The sequence below is a fragment of the Gammaproteobacteria bacterium genome (assembly GCA_041395445.1).
Lineage (GTDB): Bacteria > Pseudomonadota > Gammaproteobacteria > Xanthomonadales > Marinicellaceae > NORP309.
On sequence record JAWLAO010000006.1, the window covers coordinates 74,377 to 93,899 of the forward strand.

A 19,523-nucleotide genomic window follows, 5' to 3' on the forward strand; every position below is an offset into this window, starting at 1 on the left:
ACAAATGACAGATATTACCAACAAAATTGATATTGATGCTCAGGAAACACAGGAATGGCTGGATGCCTTAACTGCAGTCATTAACGAAGAAGGCCCCGAACGAGCTCACTTTTTAATTGAACAATTGATTGATTTGAATCGTCGTTCCGGCGGACATTTACCTTATGAAGCAACGACGGCTTATCTGAATACCATTCCACCGGAGAATGAAAAGAAATCACCGGGCAATGCGGATTTGGAATGGAAAATTCGGGCAATCATTCGCTGGAATGCAATGGCAATGGTGGTTCGGGCGAATCGTCGTCCGGGTTCACTTGGCGGTCATATTGCCAGTTTCGCATCAGCAGCGACCATTTATGATGTCGGCTTCAATCACTTCTTCCGTGGTCATGATCACGAATGCGGCGGTGACTTGCTTTATGTTCAAGGTCATAGTGCACCGGGTTTTTATGCCCGTTCTTTTTTGGAAGGGCGATTTAGCGAAGAAGATTTGGATAATTTCCGACGTGAAGTTGGTGGCAAAGGGCTATCATCCTACCCACACTCATGGTTGATGCCCGATTACTGGCAGTTTGCTACGGTTTCAATGGGCTTAGGGCCTTTGCAGGCAATTTATCAGGCACGATTCATGAAGTACATGCAGAATCGCGGGTTGATTCCAGTCACTGACAAAAAAGTCTATTGCTTTTTAGGCGATGGCGAAACCGATGAGCCGGAATCACTCGGCGCTATTTCCATGGCAGGGCGTGAAAAACTGGATAACTTGGTTTTTGTGGTGAATTGTAATCTGCAAAGACTTGACGGTCCTGTTCGTGGCAACAGTAAAATCATTCAGGAGCTGGAAGGAGTGTTCCGCGGAGCGGGCTGGAATGTGATTAAGGTCATTTGGGGTTCGTATTGGGACCCATTGCTGGCAAAAGATCACAAAGGTTTACTCCGCAAACGTATGGAAGAAGCGGTTGACGGTGATTATCAAAATTATAAATCCAAAGACGGTGCTTATGTTCGTGAGCATTTTTTCGGAAAATATCCGGAACTGAAAGAAATGGTTTCCAATATGTCCGACAATGATATTTGGAGATTAAACCGTGGCGGACACGACCCTCATAAAATGTATGCTGCTTATGCGGCTGCCAATGAACATAAAGGGCAACCGACGGTTATTTTAGCCAAAACGGTTAAAGGTTATGGTATGGGTAACGCCGGTCAGGGCTTGAATATCACTCATCAACAGAAAAAAATGAAAACTTCAGCTGTGAGGCATTTCAGGGATCAATTCAATGTTCCAATTGCAGATAAAGATTTGGATGATGTTCCCTATTACAAGCCACCTGAAGATTCCGATGAAATCAAATACATGAAGCAACGCCGCGCGGAATTAGGCGGTTCACTCCCTAGACGAGTGGTGGATTATCAAAAACTGGAAATACCAACATTGGATAAATTTGCTTCTATCATGGGAGATTCCGGTGACAGAGAATTTTCAACAACAATGGCATTTGTGAGAATTCTTGCTATTTTATTGCGTGACAAAAATATTAAAGATCGAATTGTACCAATTGTTGCTGATGAAGCTCGTACTTTTGGAATGGAAGGTCTGTTCCGTCAGTTGGGGATTTATTCTTACCAAGGACAGAAATACACACCGGAAGATGCTGATCAATTGATGTTTTATAAAAGCACGAATGGTCAGGTGTTACAGGAAGGCATCACCGAAGCCGGTGCGGTTTCTTCATGGATTGCAGCAGCGACAGCATGCCAATTATGGAACAGCAATGATTCCGTTTTATTTACTATTCAATGTTTGGTTTTCAACGCATTGCCGACTTGTGTTATGCCGCCGGTGATATGCGTGCCAAAGGCTTTTTACTCGGCGGGACTTCAGGGAGAACCACATTGAATGGCGAAGGACTACAACATCAAGACGGTCACTCCCATTTGATTTCATCAACTGTACCTAATTGCGTTTCCTATGACCCGACTTATGCTTATGAGCTGGCGGTCATCATGCAAAACGGTTTGCAAAGAATGTATGCTGATGATGAAGATATTTATTTTTATATCACCTTGATGAATGAAAACTATCATCATTCTGAAATGCCTAAAGGAGCAGAAAGTGACATCCTCAAAGGAATGTATAAACTCAAATCCGGCAAAGGAAAAATCAAAGCTCAATTACTTGGGAGTGGTGCAATTCTTCGTGAAGTCATTGCAGCCTCTGAAATGTTGCAAAAGTTTTACAAGTCGCTTGTGATATTTGGAGTTGTACCAGCTTTACCGAATTGAAACGTGATGGGCAAAAAGTCCAATCGTTACAATCGCTTAAATCCGGATAAAAAAGCCAAAGTTTCTCACGTTGAAAAATGCCTGGACAAAGCGCAAGGACCTGTGATTGCTGCCAGCGATTACGTTCACGATTTTGTTGAACAAATCAGACCTTGGATTAAAGCGGATTATACCACTTTGGGAACTGATGGATTTGGTCGCTCGGACACTCGTGAAGAGTTGCGTTCTTTCTTTGAAGTGGATAGAAATCATATTGCTTATACAACAGTAACAGCATTAGTCAAATCCGGTGATTTACCAAAAACTGCACTTGCTAAAGCCCAAAACTTTATGAAATTGATACCAGCCGACTCATCCGGTGGAGGTTTAGTCATGAGCCAGATTGAAATAATAAAAGTTCCTGATATTGGTGATTTTGACAGTGTTGAAATTATCGAAGTTCTTGTTGCCGAGGGCGATAGCATCAACGTCGATGATGTCATTATCACTTTGAAAGCGAAAAAGCGACTTTGGATGCCAAGCCCGGCATCCGGTGTGATTAAGAAAGTCTTGGTTAAACTCGGAGATAGTGTTTCGCAAGGAACAGATATGTTGGAGTTGGAGATTAGCGAAAGTACCGACAAAGAGCCAAAAGCTGTGGATGAGACGGCCAAAGTCGAAAAAACCGAGCAAGCGAAAGTAGAAAACCGACAAAAACAGAAACAGAAAATGCCCAAAGAGGTTACACGTAAACCTCCTCCGGTCCTTTGCCGGCAAATAATCGGCGGAAAAAATGCCTCACCGGCAATCCGTAAATTTGCTCGTGAATTGGGTGCAGATATCAACTTAATTCCCGGAACAGGCAGAAAAGGTCGCATTACCAAAAATGATGTTAAATCTTTCATCAAACAAGCCATGCAATCCGGTGGAACTGTTCAATCCGGTGCATCCAATTTTGATGTGTTGCCACCCGTTAATGAGGATTTCTCAAAATATGGCGATATTGAAAGTGTTTCTCTTTCACGAATCCAGAAGATTTCCGGTAAATATTTACACCGCAATTGGGTGCGAATTCCGCATGTCACTCAATTTGATGAAGCTGATATTACCGAATTAGAGCAATTCAGACAAGACAGTAAGGATGAGGCAAAAGCTCAGGGATTTGGTTTGTCACCTTTAGCATTTATTGTGAAAGCAGTGGCAGTCGCATTGAAGAAGTTTCCAAAATTCAATTCATCGCTGGATGCTGCTGAAGAAAACCTGATAATGAAAAAATATTACCACATCGGAATTGCCGTCGATACACCCAATGGTTTGGTGGTTCCGGTGATAAGGGATGTTTTGGGTAAAACGGTGATGGAAATTGCCCGTGAAATGTCTGAATTATCGGTGAAGGCAAGGGATGGAAAACTGGCTCCTTCTGACATGAAAGGCGGTTGTTTTTCAGTTTCATCATTAGGTGGAATTGGCGGAACAGCGTTCACTCCGATTATCAATTCACCAGAGGTCGCCATTCTGGGAGTCAGTCGCTCACAGATCAAGCCGGTTTTCAATGATAAAGGCGAAGTGAAGCCCCGTTTGATGCTGCCATTGTCACTTTCCTATGATCATAGGGTGATTGATGGTGCGGATGCGGCCAGATTTATCGTTTATCTGTCCACGGTTCTTTCCGACCTGAAAAAAATGCTGCTGTAAGGAGAATGAAATGACAAAAGAAATTGAAATTAAAGTCCCTGATATGGGCGATTTTGATAATGTTCCTGTTATTGAAATTCTGGTCAGCGAAGGTGATGAAGTTGCAGCTGATGATTCTTTAATCACTTTGGAAAGTGAAAAAGCAACTATGGAAATCCCCAGTCCTCATTCCGGCAAAATCACTCAGATTCTGGTTGAAGAAGGTCAGCATGTCAATCAAGGCATGGTAATTGCCAGAATGGAAATTTCTGCGGTTGTTGATAAAAGTGAAGAAAAAACTGAAATTAAAAAAGATGTTTCATCACCTTCCAAAAATAACTCGTCATTCCTGCGTAGGCAGGAATCTCAAGATGTTTCACCTGCTGTTGACAAAAATGATTACGACACCGAATTATTAGTTCTCGGCGGTGGTCCCGGTGGCTATACAGCAGCTTTCCGAGCAGCAGACTTGGGAATGCAGGTCACTTTGGTGGAAAGATATGATTCTTTAGGTGGTGTGTGTCTGAATGTCGGGTGTATTCCATCCAAGGCATTGTTGCATTCAGCATTAGTGATTCGTGAAGCCGAACACATGCAGCAACATGGTTTGGATTTTGGCAAACCTAAAATTGATAAAGATAAATTGTTGGGCTGGAAAGATTCAGTCGTGCAAAAACTCACAGGCGGTCTCGGACAAATGGCAAAACAACGCAAAGTCAAAGTTGTCAATGGAGTCGGTCAATTTGTAGATAGTCACACTTTGTCGGTTGATGGTAAAAACATCACATTTGCTCAATGTATTATTGCTGCCGGCTCACAGGTTTTTAAACTGCCAAACATTCCATGGGATGACAAACGAGTGATGGATTCGACCGATGCCTTACGCATGGATGATATTCCAAAGTCTATGTTAATCATTGGTGGCGGCATCATCGGACTGGAAATGGCGACGGTTTATTCGGCATTGGGAACAGAAATTACCATCGTTGAAATGATGGATCAAATCATTCCGGGTGCTGATAAGGACTTGGTAAGACCATTAACCACGATTAGCAAAAAACGCTACAAAGAAATTATGCTGAAAACGGCCGTGACCAATGTAACTGCCAAAAAAGATGGTTTGGTAGTTGAATTTGACGGCAAAGACAAACAAACATTCGATAAGGTTTTAGTTGCTGTTGGTCGTGTTCCAAATGGTAATAAGATTGGAGCGGAAAATGCCGGCGTGAATGTCACAGAACGCGGATTTATCGAAGTCGATAAGCAAATGCGGACCAATGTTGGGCACATTTTTGCTATTGGTGATATTGTCGGGCAGCCAATGTTGGCTCACAAAGCGACACACGAGGCGAAAATTGCAGCCGAAGTCGCACTTGGTGAAAAAGTATTCTTCGATGCCATGGTGATTCCATCCGTTGCTTACACCGATCCCGAAGTAGCTTGGGTGGGTGAAACGGAAATCACTGCGAAACAAAAAGGCATTGATTATGGAATCGGCAAATTCCCGTGGGCCGCCAGTGGTCGAGCTTTAGGATTGGACCGAACCGAAGGTTTCACCAAGTTATTATTCGACAATGAAACAGACCGTATCATTGGTGCAGGAATCACCGGCCCAAACGCCGGAGAACTGATTTCGGAACTGGCATTAGCTATCGAAATGGGCTGTGAAGCCGCTGACATTGGATTAACTATTCATCCGCATCCGACTCTGGCTGAATCAGTTGCCATGAGTGCCGAAGTGTTTGAAGGAACAATTACGGATTTGTATATTCCGAAGAAGAAATAAAGAATACAATCATCTTCGGGCTTGACCCGGGGATCTCCTGGAGAGTCGTGATTTTATTTATACTTAAATGTAACACAGAGTTTTATAAAGGAGATATAGATTGAGGAGTAAAGCAAGTTTAAGAAGGGAAGCAGAAAGAAAAAGCTCCAGAATACAAGAGTTTAAAAGAAAAATTATTGATCTTTTAAAGTTTGCCAGTCCTCAAGTATCATATTCTATAAGAAAGGACTTAGCCACAATGACGAATATGCCTTTTTATAAAGATAGACCAAAAGTGATTAATGTTTCATTGTCCCTTGTAGAAATGTTTATTGCTTATACTAAAATTTTTTTTAAAAGTGATGATGAGCAGTTTATTACACAACTCATTAGGTCTCTAAGTAGAAACCAATCACAAACTTTAAGAAAAATTGCTCCAAGAGTAGGTACAAGAAAAGAAATTTGGGATCATGTAATTCCTGTGAAAGTCATTGTTGATGAAATTATAACAATGGTGGCAAAGAGAAGTATTACTGATTTGGAAATGCTATTAAGACTTTATGAAAGAGCAGGGCAGATTGGAATTACAAAGAAACAAAACGATTTATTGAAATCACTCGACCTAAATAGCTCAATGCCCGAAAACTGGAACTGGAGAAATGATAATGTTAATTTATATGCACGTTACGAAGAGGCTGGTATAACTCGAATCGGAGAAGTAGTGAACATGAATAAAATAATATTTTTAGAGACGATTTACAGTTCAATCAAGGTTGGTGATTTTATTCAAAAACCTACTAAAGTGACTGAAATTTTAGATATTACAGAAAGTGGACATATATATTACCGTATAGGTAAAAAAAATAGAAAAGCTGTTACAAAAAGTGAATTAATTAAAGTTTTTGAAATTTTGACAAAAAGAGATATTACTAATTCTGATATACGAGATATTGCAACAAAAGCAAAACCATGTAATGTAACTTCAATTAAGTGGTTACTAACTAATTCTGGTTTGGTTATTGAACAGTCAAAAGGTGTATTTAGAAAAAATTGGTAACAGCTAAATAAAGCTGAAGCTATTACAGTTAATTCAAACAAACCTCGGGACTCACCGCATCTGTATTTCCGGATTCCAGTCGCTTTTGATAACTGGTCTCAGCCATAGTTTTGAATAATACCAATTCTCCGTGATTACGTTCAATGGTTGCGAGTTTTTTGAAGTCTTCAGGACTCAGATACAAATCAATTTGATCGTTGTTTGAGCTTTTTATTCGCATCAGACATTCATATTGTTTTTTAAGTTTTTCCTTGATGCTTTCAGTTTCGGAGGCAAGTATTTCTTCACCTAAAAGTTTTAAAGTATCAATTTTTACGGTATAACCAACCATTGGGCTTATGATTGATTTGTTCTTGTTAATTAAGATGTCGGAAATTTTCAAACAGGTTTGAGCCAAATTTACATCTGATTTACAGACATCCATTAAAGAACGCATATAAGGGATTGGAGAAATGAGTTTGAAGTGGATTTTGTTAAAATAAGATTGATAATAAAAAAAGTTCTCTCTAATCTCCTGAATTTTTTCCGGTGATATTTTCTTTAGGGATTCAATGACAGTCAGCTCAGAATTAATCATTTTTTCATGATAAGGGTGATTTTGAGTGTATTCATCAATTAAATATTCGAGGGGCTCAGGAATTGCGGAGTAGTTGTTGGCAAATTCTGATTGAGCCATTTGGTCGAGGATAGTTACTATTTCATTGGTTGAATTATTTGAAACAGCTTCTTTAAGAGAGGGTATATAAACAAGTACATTATTAGGCTCTGAATGAATTAGTTTTTTATGTATTTGAGTTGAATCACAATAAGCTCTTATATTGACACCTGAACAAATATGCGAGGCGATAAAAAGACTTCGGGTGGAGAGTCGATTCGATTTGACTAACTCCATGAGAAAGTTAGCAATTTCACTCATGTCACCGGGATTGGCATCATACTGAATTTTATGTGTAGAGTATTGCTCTGACAGGCTTTGCAAACCATAAATATTGATGTCTGCATCTTTATGGCTTAACAAATATTCGACAAAATCACTTTTCCATTGTTTGCTGAGCTCTTCAATTTCTTCTTTGTCAGGCATGTTATTGATAACTTCAAACATTTTAAGTATTGTCTTAGCGGCTTCTTTTTCATTCGATTTGTCTTCTTCAGCACTGACAAGATTGGTGAAAATAAGAGTGATTACCAGAATTAAACTTTTCATGATTTTCTCCAATTATTCAAAGCAGGTTTGTGGGTTGATGGCATTTTCATTACCCATATCGAGTTGTTTTTGATAATTGATTTTTGCCATTTTCTTCATTGCTTCAAATTCGCCTTCAGCAAGAACAAACTTCTTCCATTGGTTATAATATTGCGGATCTAGGTATTCATCTAACAAATGCTCTTTTTTCATTCTAATTTCCGTCATGCAAGAAGATTGAGACTTGAGCTTTTGATATGCTGAGGTGTTTTTCTCAATTTGTTCAGGAGAGTAGTAATGTGTCAGCATCTCCGATTTAATGGCATGGCCAAGCATTGGGAAAATCATGGTTTTTGATTGGTTAATCATCACATTTGCAATTTTTTCACATTCGGGAGCAAGCTGCTCATAATGTTTACAGATTTGTGTTATGGCTCTTAGGCTTGGAAAAGGTCCTATTAAACTAAACATCATATTATTAGTAGCAATAAAATAGTTATCATAGTTGTCACCAATGGATTTTATGACATCCTTTGATACCGCGGTCGTCAAATTTGTAATTTGTTTGATATCTTCATCAATGAATTTTGTCGGTATCGGATTGCTTTTAATGTACTGTTCGATAGCTTTTTCTAGTTCCTGAGAGGAAATAAAATGTGTGTCTGTATATTCTGATTTTGACATTTTTTTGATGATTTCAATTATTTTTTCTTCATCACTATTGTCAAATGACTTACTAAGAGAGATAAGATAAACCGCAAGATTTTTGGGTTCGGATTGTATGAGCTTCTTATTGATTGCCTTGAAATTGCAGTAGTTGAACATTTCTTGATTGAATCCGCAAATCTTTGCAACAATCATCAAACTTCTTGTAGAAAGTTGATTGTTTTCAACAATATAATCAATCATTTCTCCCAGTTCTTGATAATCGAGCAAGTTCGTTTCTTCTTCAGGGGCAATACCCAATGAAGTGAGTTCTTTATTAATCGCTTCGATATTGACATCCGGACTTTCATGTTGCAATAAGAAATCAGTTAAGCCATTTTCATAATCTTTCATGAATGCCTGATATTCCGGACTGCTATTGTTTTCATAAGCAAGAGTCAAATTCGTTATTAATAAAGTAATTAACAATAAAATTTTTTTCATGGGTATCTCCAAGTCAATTTTGTATCATTTTACCATTTGCAGGATTTAACAACAATAGGACATCAGTCATGGAATTGCCGAGCAAGAATATCTTAGACTATCATTCATGAAAATTTTAACGGAATAATATGAAGAGCCTCTAACCTCAAGTCAACAAATGCTATAATTAACCGGATTAACTTGGATTTAATAAATATGACAGAAAAAATATTTCAGGAATACAAACTGAACTCGGAATTGACTTTAACAAACCGAATCGTAATGGCACCTTTGACCAGATGTTTTGCTGATGAAAAACTAGTGCCAACACAACAAATGGTTGATTATTATGCCAGACGAGCCGATGTGGGTTTGATTGTTTCTGAAGCCACTATTATTGACCCGATTGCTCAAGGTTATCCAAATACTCCCGGGATTTTTTCTAAAGCTCAAGTCAAAGGTTGGAGAAAGGTGACAAAAGCGGTACATGAACGTGGAGGCAAGATGTTTTGTCAGTTATGGCATTGTGGTCGAACGGCTCATTCTTATTATTCCGGTAAACAACCGGTAGCACCTTCTGCTTGTGCATGGCATGGAAAAGTTCCTCGCAGCAAAGACTTGGAATACGAAATGCCTCGTTCTTTGACGACAAAAGAAGTGAAACGAACTATCAAAAAATATATCAAAGCTGCAAAGAATGCGATGAAAGCCGGATTTGACGGAGTGGAAATTCACGGAGCCAATGGTTATTTGATTGATCAGTTTTTACGTCAGGATACCAACAAAAGGGATGATCGATTTGGTGGGAGCACCAAAAAAAGAACCCGATTTGCATTAAGAGTTGTTGATGGAGTTGTCAATGCAATCGGTGCTGAGAAAACGGCTATCAGGCTTTCTCCGCAGGCTTATGTTCACTTGCAATACACCAAAGGTGATGAAAAAACCTATCGCAGACTGCTAAAAAGACTGAACAAAAGAAATATTTGCTATGTGCATTTGGGAGCTTTTGATGATACCCCAATTTATGATTACTTGGGTAACAGAAAAGCCAGCGAGTTTATCCGCCGGTTTTATAAAGGCACATTTATAGCTTGTGGAAGTTACACTTTGGAAATTGCTAAACAAGCTATTGAGCAAAATAAAGCGGACTTGGTTGCTATTGGCAGACCGATTATTGCTAATCCAGATTTTATAAAAAAAGCAAAATCTGGTGAGGAGATGGTTCCTTATGATATGCAGATGTTAAGGGAGTTGGTTTAACTTAATTATAGAGAAAAATTTATGAAACAAACTCACTATTTGACTTTTATTTTACTGATGCTTGTAATACCTTTGGTGCAATCAATTGAAAGTATTAATTTTTCTAATCGATTAGAATCCGTTAATGAACAGAAATCGGTAAAATCTCTTGTACATGATGCTAAACTATTGCCAGACCCATCGGGTTCAGGAGGTAATGGAGTGAGCTTAGGCTATAGTATCAGCATTGATGGTAACCGTGCTCTTGTGGGAGCTCCTAATCTGGAGAGTAGTGGTAGTGTATTTGTCTTTGAGTTTGATGGAAGCAATTGGAATCAGACATCCTCAACAATGGCGAATGGAGCTTAACAGAAAGAATAGTTAGGGAAGACCTGGGTGAAAACTCCCAGTTTGGTTGGACGGTTCATTTAAGTGAGGATTTTCTGCTGGTTGGTGCAATTAGTGCTGTTGATACTTGCTCCAATAAATCAGGTGCAGTAATAATGTATAAGCTTGAAGGAAATAATTGGAGAGAAAATTGCCGTTACAGTATTCAAGAAGATGGTGCAGCTTTCGATTATTTTGGTTATGCAGTGAGTATGGATGAAGACAGAGTGGTTGTAGGTGCTCCGAATAGTGATGGAGTAAAAAAAGAACAGGAGTAGTAAATATTTTTGATTTCGACGAGACCGGTTGGAGAAATGTACAAAGACTGTCAGCACCGGATTCGGAAGAGTATGATGAGTTTGGATATTCAGTCAGCTTGCAAGGGAACTATATTGTGGTAGGAGATCCCTTTACCGATAATCAAGGAGGTAATTCTGGTTCGGTTTATGTTTATGAACTGAAAAATTATAAATGGCATTTCATACAGAAACTGATTCCGGATGAATACTACGAATATGATAATTTTGGTATATCCGTAGGTATTGATGCTGATACGATTGTAGTTGGTGCTAATAGAACAGAGGTCTATGGGGATGGCGCTGTATATGTTTTTAAATTTAATGGTAGTGAGTGGCAACAAGTTCAGAAATTGTACGCCCAGGATGGAACCGGTGGCGAGAATTTCGGGGTTTCAGTAAGCATTAGTGACAACCGAATACTGATTGGTGACGATTTAGATGATGATTTAGGGTTTAATTCAGGTTCGGCATATATTTTTGAATATAATGGAAATCAATGGATTCAATCCAAGAAATTATTACCATCAAAAGGTGAAACCAGAGGAAAATTTGGAAATTCGGTTCACATATCAGGAAATCAATTAATTATCGGATCTGAAAATAAAACAGTATCTGAGTATTATGGTGCCGGATCAGCATATATTTTTGAATATAACGGCAGCAGTTGGATAGAGAGTAAAGTATTAAATGCTCAAGACCCACACAACAATGATAATTTTGGGAGTTCTGTCAAGATTATCAATGATAACGTAATAATTGGTTCGAGATTGAGAGATGAGTTTGGAGTCAATTCTGGAGCCGTTTATTATTACAATTTGGTTGATTCTGAGTGGAAATTGATGAAAAAGTTTCTTCCGGGTGATGGTGGAGGACTCGATTTTTTTGGCAACTCAGTTGATGTTTTTGGTGATAAAGTGATTATAGGTGCATATGGAAATAATGATAATGGGAATGACTCAGGATCAGCTTACATTTTTGATTTGAGTAATATTGATAAAAAAAATGATGAGAGAAACCTCATAATGAGTAAATAACTATGTCAAAAAAACACATCGTAATTGTTGAAGATGAGCCGAGCATATTGGCTAACTACCAAGCGGCTTTAACCCGTCAGGGCTATCATGTGAGCGGTTACATGGAGCTCAATCAGGCAAAAAACGCCTTGTCACAGAATTTGCCCGAAATGGTGATTATTGACATCGGTTTGGGTGATGAACCGGATGGCGGCTTTGAACTTTGTCGTTTTATTCGCTCTCAATCTGAAAGCATTCCGCTGATGTTTCTGACTGCCAGAGATGATGAAATCGATATGGTTTCCGGCTTGCGTTTGGGAGCGGATGATTATCTCTCCAAAGATATATCTTTACCGCACCTGCTCGCCAGAATTGCAGCATTATTCCGCCGTCAGGATTTGGTGCAAAACAAAGAAGAAAATGATGTGATTGTGCAAGGTGACTTACGAATTCTGACGGATAACTTGCAGATTTTCTGGAAAAATGAACCTATTGATTTAACGGTGACCGAATTCTGGATGGTTGTTTCTTTAGCCAGACATAAAGGGCATGTCAAAACCCGTGATCAGCTGATGAATGACGCCAATGTTTATGTTGATACTTCGACGGTGACATCACACATCAAACGAATTCGTAAGAAATTTATAGTTGTTGATTCCGAATTTGATTGCATCGACACCGTGCATGGCATGGGTTATCGCTGGAAAAATTAGGGACTCGGGTGAAATTAAAATATCAACTCTTGCTTCTTGCCTTATTGAGTTTGGTGTTCCCTTTTAGCGGTTGGATTGCTCTTAAAAGCGTTGACACACAATTTCGCCAGGCATTGGAACAAACCGCAAAGAATTCATTGCTATCGCTGAAAGCATCTGTTCAGCAAATTATTAAAAACAACCAGGATTATGAACTGCACGGCTTAATTCCGGTCGATGCTGAAAAAATTATCCTTGACGGTGATGATAGCGATTGGTTGGATAACAAGGCTTATTTGTATGGACAAACTGACAAACTCTCAGCAAAACTTGCTGTCTCTGGAGGAAAATTATATTTGTACCTTGAAAGCCATGATAAGACAGTTGATATTCACTCTCTTGATAACTCAAATAACGATGAACTCATAATTGCCGTTGCCAATAATCGAGGTTTGTACAAGTACAGTTTTTTCAGGCAGGCTGAAGGCTGGGTTCTTTCCGCATCAGGTTCAAATGAGCGTCCCGATTATAAAGCCTATTGGCATGAAAAATCCGACGGATATGCTTTGGAAATGGAATTGGCAGGAACTGATTATCATCACTTGGGTTTTGTGACAGTGAATCGTAATAAACAGCAAAAACATTTAGCAGGGACACTAGAGTCCTCAGGTGAAAATTTAAAACTAATTCCTTTAGTTTCTCTTAATCAGGAGCTGGCAGAGACGATTCATAATATTACTTCTGATAACAATATGTTTGTAATCAAAGATTCAGAAAACCGCGTCATTTATCAAAGCAATAAACTTCCCGATAATCCCACAGTTTCGGCATGGCAATGGTTGATTACTCCAATTTATCAATGGTTGTTTGGAATAGTAGAAGATAATGGTCAGAACAATTGGTTTTATCGTCAGGAAGACGGTATGGCGGGAGTGAAATACAGTATTAGTGAGAATGGAATCACTTATGAATTACAGAGTATGCTTCCTCAGGGACAACAGAATATGATTCAAACGCTGTTGAAAGCGGCTATATTGATGATTCTGGTTGTATTTGTGATAATGATTGCCTATTTGATTTATTCATTAGTTTTGGCATGGAGAATTAAACGACTGAATCGGGCTTTACAAACGGTACTTGATGATTCCGGCAGGTTGAATATTTTGATGCCTTCCAACAAATCCGGCGATGAAATTGGACAGTTGTCACGCGGAATTGAGTCCATGCTTTCAGAAATGCGGGAATACACTCAATACCTCAAAGAATTGGGTTCAAGGCTTTCTCATGAAATGAAAACTCCATTGGCGATTGTACAATCCTCTTTGGATAATTTGGAGTTGGAGTACAACGAGGACTTCCTCGCCAGAGCGAAATCAGGAACACACCGTCTGAAATTCATCCTCAATCAATTGAGTGAACTGAGCAAATTGAAATATACATTGGAAAACACACCGAAAGAGCGTTTTAATATCAGTTCACTATGCAATCAGCTTGGAGAATCATACAAAAGTTTTATACCACAACTGCAATTAAATATTTGCCGGGAAGATGTTTTCGTCGATGGTTCTGGTGATTTAATAGCACAAATGATTGATAAAATTATTGAAAATGCTGTTGATTTCACACCGAAAGACGGCGCGATTGAATTGAATCTGAAGAGAGAAAATAGGACAGTCACTTTGAGTGTTATTAACTCCGGTTCGCAGCTTCCGGAGGGTCAGGTGAACATTTTTGATTCATTAGTGAGCAATAGAGACAAGAAAAGTAAAAAATCACATCTGGGTTTGGGATTGTATATTTCCCAACTGATTGCCAGATACCATAATAGTAAAATCATTGCTGAAAATTTGGATGATGAAAACAAGGTCAAATTCAGCCTGAGTTTGGACATTGTCAATCAACCAGACTAGCTTTCGCATCGTTTTTCGATTCTGACAATTATTACTAACCGCCTATTTCAATCGTTTTAATTCATTGTATAATACTGAGAAAGATATTTATTGGAGTTTTCTATGGGAATTTTTGACAAACTATTTGCCGAATTAATTGACATCATTGAATGGACTGACGATACCTCAAACACGTTAGTGTATCGTTTTCCCCGCTATGGCAATGAAATTAAAAACGGAGCAATGCTCACCGTGCGTGAAGGTCAGATTGCGGTTCTGGTCAATGAAGGTGAAGTTGCTGATGTGTATGAACCCGGTTTGTATAAACTGGAAACTGCCAATATGCCGATACTTTCCACATTACAAGGCTGGAAGTATGGTTTTGAAAGCCCTTTCAAAGCGGAAGTTTATTTCTTCAATACCACACAATTTACGGATATGAGATGGGGATTAAGAAATCCTTTAATCATGCGTGATTCTGAGTTTGGAGTGGTGAGACTTCGTGCTTTCGGGACTTATGCTTTCAAAATTTCGGACGTAAAAACGCTTTTAACTGAAATTGTGGGAACGGACGGACACTTCACTGTGGAAGAAATTTCCGACCAGTTGCGTAACCTAATGGTTTCGGGTTTTGCGAATATTGTTGCAGAATCAAAAATCTCGATTCTGGATTTAGCCGGGAATTACGATAAACTCGGTGGTATTATGACTGAATACCTTGATCCCGAATTTAATAGTTTTGGATTAACACTGACAAAATTTCTGATTGAAAATATCTCTCTGCCTGAAGCAGTGGAGAAAGCCTTAGACGAGCGTTCTTCGATGGGTGCGGTTGGTGATTTGGATAAATTTACCAAGTTTCAAGCAGCTCAATCCATGCGTGATGCGGCACAAAACCCTGGTGGCGGAGCCGGAGCCGGGATTGGAATGGGTATGGGATTTGCCATGGCTCAATCATTTGGTGAAGCCTTATCCAATCAAAACAAACAAAAACAAAATCAGGATGTGCCGCCACCGGTTCCTGAAATTGAGCATTTTTATATTGTTTCAGATGGCCAAAGAGCAGGGCCGTTTAATTTGGCAGCGATTGCGGAATACATCAAAAAAGGCAACATTACAGCGGATACTTTGGTGTGGAAATCAGGAATGGCTGATTGGCAGGCTGCCTCTGAAGTTCGTTCGATTGCTTCAATGCTAAATTCTGAGCCGCCACCGATTCCAAAATCGTAAATTATGACTGAACAAAAGGCTGTTGAACATTTTCAGTTCGGCTGTAAGCAATGTGGTTATGAACTGGATCATGAAATTGGTCAAAATTCGCTGGTTTGCAAATCCTGCGGAGCGGTTGAACCGATTGAAGTAAAAACATTCAATGTGTTTCACTCAAAGCCGTATGAATCAACAGTTATGGAGCTTGTTGGTGATGAACCCACTGATGTTCATCACCACGTTCAGTGCGACACCTGTGGAGCGGGATTCGATTTGCCGGAGAATGTTCATGCCGATGAATGTCCTTTCTGTGGTAGTAATGTCATTGTTCCGGTGGGATTACAAAGACAATTAACACCTGATGCTGTTTTACCGTTTGATATCAAAGAAGAACAAGCCAATAAATCTTTTAAAGATTGGTTGCATGGATTGTGGTTTGCTCCCAATTCATTAAAACGTCTGGCGATAAAGAAACATCCGATTCAGGGGACATTTATTCCTTATTGGGGGTTCGATGCGGATACTTACAGCACCTACACTGGACAAAGAGGTGACAATTATCGCACCACGCAAACCGTGGTTGTTAATGGTAAAACGGAAACCAGAACAGTGACAAAAATTCGCTGGAGATTTGTGAGTGGTGCAGTGAGTAATGATTTCAGCAATGTGTTAGTCCCTGCCAGCGAAGTGATTTCCAACAAATTATCGGCTTCAATGAAAAAATGGAATCTGGAAAAATCCAAAGTTTATAACCCCAAATATCTCAGTGGCTATCGTTCCGAGCTTTATCAGGTGGGCTTACCCCGAGGATTTGGCAAGGCCAAACAAATCATGGAACAAGTGATTCGCAGTCTGATTCGCAGAGATATCGGCGGTGATCATCAAAGAATCAGCACAGTGAGCACGCGTTACAGTGATGTCGGTTTTAAACTGATGTTGATGCCGTTGTGGGCTTCGGCTTTTTTATACAATAGAAAAACCTATCAATTCATTATCAATGGACAAACCGGTCAGGTAAAAGGTGAAAGACCTTATAGCTGGATAAAAATTACCGCTTTTGTCGTAACATTGTTGACTGTTATTGGTGGGACTATTTATTATTTCAATCAGAAATAAATTCAATCCGTTCAATTCGTATGAGTCAGTCATTACAAATCATCTTGATGTTGAAGAAAACACTGAAAGCCAAAGGCATTAAATATGCTGATGTTGCCAATCATTTGTGTGTTTCAGAGTCGAGTGTAAAAAGACAATTCACACAAGGAGATATTTCTCTGAATCGATTGGAAAAGATTTGTGACTTTGCAGGGCTTGATATTGCTGATTTACTCGAATTGGTACAAATGGAAGGTACAAAACTCGAGCAATTAACCATACAGCAAGAAAAGAAAATAATCTCCAACCCCAAATTAATGCTGGTTACGGTTCTGGTTTTGAATAATCTGACATTTGAAGAAATTTATGCCATTTACAATTTTGAAGAAGCGGAACTGATAAAAATTCTCCTAGAATTGGAAAAGCTGAGATTGATTGAATTGCGTCCGGGGAATAAAATTAAACCTTTAATCAGTCGTACCTTTGAGTGGCAAAAAAACGGACCGATACAAAGCTATTTTGAGGTTCATATTCAGGATGATTTTTTTGATTGCAAATTCACTTCGCCCGGAGAATTACGAATTGTTATCAATGGCATGTTGTCGAGAAATTCTGTGGCTTCGATTCATAAAAAAATACAGCAACTCTCTAAAAATTTCAGTGATTTTGCCTATAAAGATCAGAATCTGCCATTGCAACAACGATTCGGCAGCACATTGGTGATGGCGATAAGACCATGGGAGTTGCCGGAGTTTGCCAAATTCAGGCGTGAAAAAAACAACAAGGTGTTTCGTTAATGGCATCTTATGCAATCGGAGATGTTCAAGGGTGTTACGAGTCCTTGTTGAAACTCATCAAAAAAATCAACTTCGACCCTGAGAAAGATAAGTTGTATTTTTGCGGTGATTTGGTCAATCGCGGGGGAAAATCTCTGGAAGTTTTACGCTGGGTTTATGCCCATCGCGAGAGTTGCAAGGTGGTTCTTGGCAATCACGATTTGGCGTTGTTGGCGCAGTACTATGTTCCTGAATTGCGTAATAAACGACATAAAGAGTTTAATAAAATTTTCAAAGCGACTGATTGTGAAGAACTACTGGATTGGTTAACCCATCAAAAATTATTGATTCATAAGAAAAAATTCAAAAAAGTCATTGTCCATGCGGGGATTTATCCAAAGTGGAATTTAAAAACAGCTAAAAGAGAAGCGAAGTATGTGGAGTCTATTTTAAAGAACAGTCCGTTACACTTCTTCAAAAACATGTACGGTTCCAAACCAAACCATTGGAAAAAATCATTGCAAGGGATGGATCGAGCCCGTTTTATTGTCAACAGCTTTACACGCATGCGATATTTATTCAAAAACAGTGGTCTGAATTTTCGTGCCAAAGGCGGAATAAAAACCCATGAAAAACTGGTTCCCTGGTTTCTATACAGACAAAGGGTGAAAATTAAATCACAAATCGTTTTTGGTCATTGGTCGGCTCTGGGATTACATATTGACAAGGATTTTATATGCCTTGATTCGGGTAAGGTTTGGGGCGGAAAGCTCACAGCTTTGAAATTGGCAAAATCGGTTAAAAAGTCCAAGCATATTTATCAAGTTTAGCTTAAGATAGATTTATGAAAGTTTTTGCCCCCGTTTCAATTGGAAATTTTTCAGTTGGCTTTGATTTATTAGGTCTTGCAATCACGCCGGTTGATGGAGAGTTGTTGGGAGATATTGTTGGTATCGAAGCGGCTGAGCATGATGAAGTTCTTTGTAGTGGTCCTTACGCCAATGTCCTGCCGGAAAATCCGCAAGATAATTTGGTCTCTTTTGCCTTGGAATTATTTAACGCCAAACTTAAAGAGGCTGCACCAAAAAAACTCAAACCGGTTCGTTTGAATCTGGAAAAACGCTTGCCAGTTGGGAGTGGTTTGGGTTCAAGTGCATCTTCAATCGTTGCCACACTTTTTGCTCTAAATTTGTTTTACGATAAAGAGTTTTCGGTTGATTTTCTTCTGGAAATGGCAGGCGAACTGGAAGGAAAAGTCAGTGGTTCGGTTCATTATGATAATGTGGCTCCTTGTTTTTTGGGTGGCTTGCAGCTCATGACAAGTAACGAAATCCTGCCTTGTGTTTCTGTTCCATTTCCCGAGCATTGGGAACTGGTGGTTAGTTATCCCGGAATTAAAGTTTCAACGGAAAAAGCCAGAGACATATTGCCTAAACAGGTTGATATGCAAACCGCGATTCGTTTTGCTCAGAATTTATCAGTTTTTGTTCATGCTTTAAATAATGAGGACGACAAATTAGCCGCAGCTATGTTGTATGATGTGATAGCCGAACCGCATCGGAAATCATTGATTCCCGGATTTGATAATTATAAAGACTTTGCCAAAAGCGTTGGAGCTTTGGGTTTCGGAATATCGGGTTCCGGTTCAACCGTTTTTGTAGTTTGCGACAATCGCATTGTTTCCAAAAGAGTTCAAAATTACGCTGAAAGTCACTTCTGCCAAAAAGGCGGATTCAGCCATATCTGCAAAGTGGATGACTTCGGTGTACGAGTTGTTGATGATGTAATGGCAGAGGAATGAATAATTCACCATAAAGGACATGAAAGTAAAGAATAATTCTCAAGCTAGCGA

At 39.2% G+C, this 19,523-nt stretch carries 16 protein-coding genes and 1 pseudogene; 15 read left to right on the forward strand and 2 right to left on the reverse strand.

Annotated elements, in window-relative coordinates; genetic code table 11:
• The first annotated feature begins 4 nt into the window (after window positions 1–4).
• From aceE to R3F25_10575, 4 genes and pseudogenes are all read left to right on the forward strand, one after another.
• A pseudogene (aceE, locus tag R3F25_10560) lies at window positions 5–2,672 on the forward strand (pyruvate dehydrogenase (acetyl-transferring), homodimeric type).
• Window positions 2,659–3,960 carry a 2-oxo acid dehydrogenase subunit E2 gene (locus R3F25_10565; GenBank protein MEZ5497246.1) on the forward strand — a complete coding sequence of 434 codons (1,302 nt, stop codon included), beginning with the start codon at window positions 2,659–2,661 and terminating at the stop codon, window positions 3,958–3,960. The pseudogene aceE and the gene R3F25_10565 overlap by 14 nt, the downstream one beginning before the upstream one ends.
• A 10-nt stretch (window positions 3,961–3,970) precedes the next feature.
• Entirely contained in the window at window positions 3,971–5,725 is a 1,755-nt protein-coding gene (gene lpdA / locus R3F25_10570; protein MEZ5497247.1) for a dihydrolipoyl dehydrogenase, read from the forward strand.
• A 100-nt stretch (window positions 5,726–5,825) separates the two neighbouring features.
• Window positions 5,826–6,761 carry a hypothetical protein gene (locus R3F25_10575; protein MEZ5497248.1) on the forward strand — a complete coding sequence of 312 codons (936 nt, stop codon included), beginning with the start codon at window positions 5,826–5,828 and terminating at the stop codon, window positions 6,759–6,761.
• Between the two features lie 28 nt (window positions 6,762–6,789).
• Here R3F25_10575 and R3F25_10580 read toward each other — a convergent pair whose 3' ends face one another.
• The gene (locus tag R3F25_10580; protein MEZ5497249.1) at window positions 6,790–7,965 is read right to left on the reverse strand and encodes a hypothetical protein; all 1,176 of its coding nucleotides are present in this window, start codon (window positions 7,963–7,965) and stop codon (window positions 6,790–6,792) included.
• Between the two features lie 12 nt (window positions 7,966–7,977).
• Window positions 7,978–9,093: a hypothetical protein gene (locus tag R3F25_10585; protein ID MEZ5497250.1), complete on the reverse strand. Its 1,116-nt coding sequence runs from the start codon at window positions 9,091–9,093 to the stop codon at window positions 7,978–7,980.
• A 195-nt stretch (window positions 9,094–9,288) separates the two neighbouring features.
• On the opposite strand from R3F25_10585, the gene R3F25_10590 reads away from it, so the two are divergent.
• From R3F25_10590 to thrB, 11 genes are all read left to right on the forward strand, one after another.
• Window positions 9,289–10,332: an alkene reductase gene (locus tag R3F25_10590; GenBank protein ID MEZ5497251.1), complete on the forward strand. Its 1,044-nt coding sequence runs from the start codon at window positions 9,289–9,291 to the stop codon at window positions 10,330–10,332.
• Window positions 10,333–10,353: 21 nt separating this feature from the next.
• The gene (locus R3F25_10595) at window positions 10,354–10,680 is read left to right on the forward strand and encodes an FG-GAP repeat protein (protein MEZ5497252.1); all 327 of its coding nucleotides are present in this window, start codon (window positions 10,354–10,356) and stop codon (window positions 10,678–10,680) included.
• Complete coding sequence (locus R3F25_10600; protein MEZ5497253.1) at window positions 10,641–10,976, forward strand: hypothetical protein; 336 nt, start codon at window positions 10,641–10,643, stop codon at window positions 10,974–10,976. Before R3F25_10595 ends, R3F25_10600 begins: the two co-directional genes overlap by 40 nt.
• Window positions 10,977–10,981: 5 nt before the next feature.
• Entirely contained in the window at window positions 10,982–12,031 is a 1,050-nt protein-coding gene (locus R3F25_10605) for an FG-GAP repeat protein (protein ID MEZ5497254.1), read from the forward strand.
• A gap of 2 nt (window positions 12,032–12,033) precedes the next feature.
• Entirely contained in the window at window positions 12,034–12,723 is a 690-nt protein-coding gene (gene pdsR / locus R3F25_10610; GenBank protein ID MEZ5497255.1) for a proteobacterial dedicated sortase system response regulator, read from the forward strand.
• 8 nt (window positions 12,724–12,731) lie between these two features.
• The gene (locus R3F25_10615; protein ID MEZ5497256.1) at window positions 12,732–14,612 is read left to right on the forward strand and encodes an ATP-binding protein; all 1,881 of its coding nucleotides are present in this window, start codon (window positions 12,732–12,734) and stop codon (window positions 14,610–14,612) included.
• Window positions 14,613–14,714: 102 nt separating this feature from the next.
• The gene (locus R3F25_10620; GenBank protein ID MEZ5497257.1) at window positions 14,715–15,821 is read left to right on the forward strand and encodes an SPFH domain-containing protein; all 1,107 of its coding nucleotides are present in this window, start codon (window positions 14,715–14,717) and stop codon (window positions 15,819–15,821) included.
• Between the two features lie 3 nt (window positions 15,822–15,824).
• Window positions 15,825–16,916 carry a primosomal protein N' (replication factor Y) - superfamily II helicase gene (locus R3F25_10625; GenBank protein MEZ5497258.1) on the forward strand — a complete coding sequence of 364 codons (1,092 nt, stop codon included), beginning with the start codon at window positions 15,825–15,827 and terminating at the stop codon, window positions 16,914–16,916.
• A 20-nt stretch (window positions 16,917–16,936) separates the two neighbouring features.
• Window positions 16,937–17,692, forward strand: coding sequence for a helix-turn-helix transcriptional regulator (locus R3F25_10630; protein ID MEZ5497259.1), 756 nt, complete (start codon window positions 16,937–16,939; stop codon window positions 17,690–17,692).
• Window positions 17,692–18,501 (forward strand): symmetrical bis(5'-nucleosyl)-tetraphosphatase, encoded by an 810-nt coding sequence (locus tag R3F25_10635; GenBank protein MEZ5497260.1) that lies wholly within the window; start codon window positions 17,692–17,694, stop codon window positions 18,499–18,501. Before R3F25_10630 ends, R3F25_10635 begins: the two co-directional genes overlap by 1 nt.
• 14 nt (window positions 18,502–18,515) lie before the next feature.
• Complete coding sequence (thrB, locus tag R3F25_10640; GenBank protein ID MEZ5497261.1) at window positions 18,516–19,472, forward strand: homoserine kinase; 957 nt, start codon at window positions 18,516–18,518, stop codon at window positions 19,470–19,472.
• Window positions 19,473–19,523 lie beyond the last annotated feature (51 nt).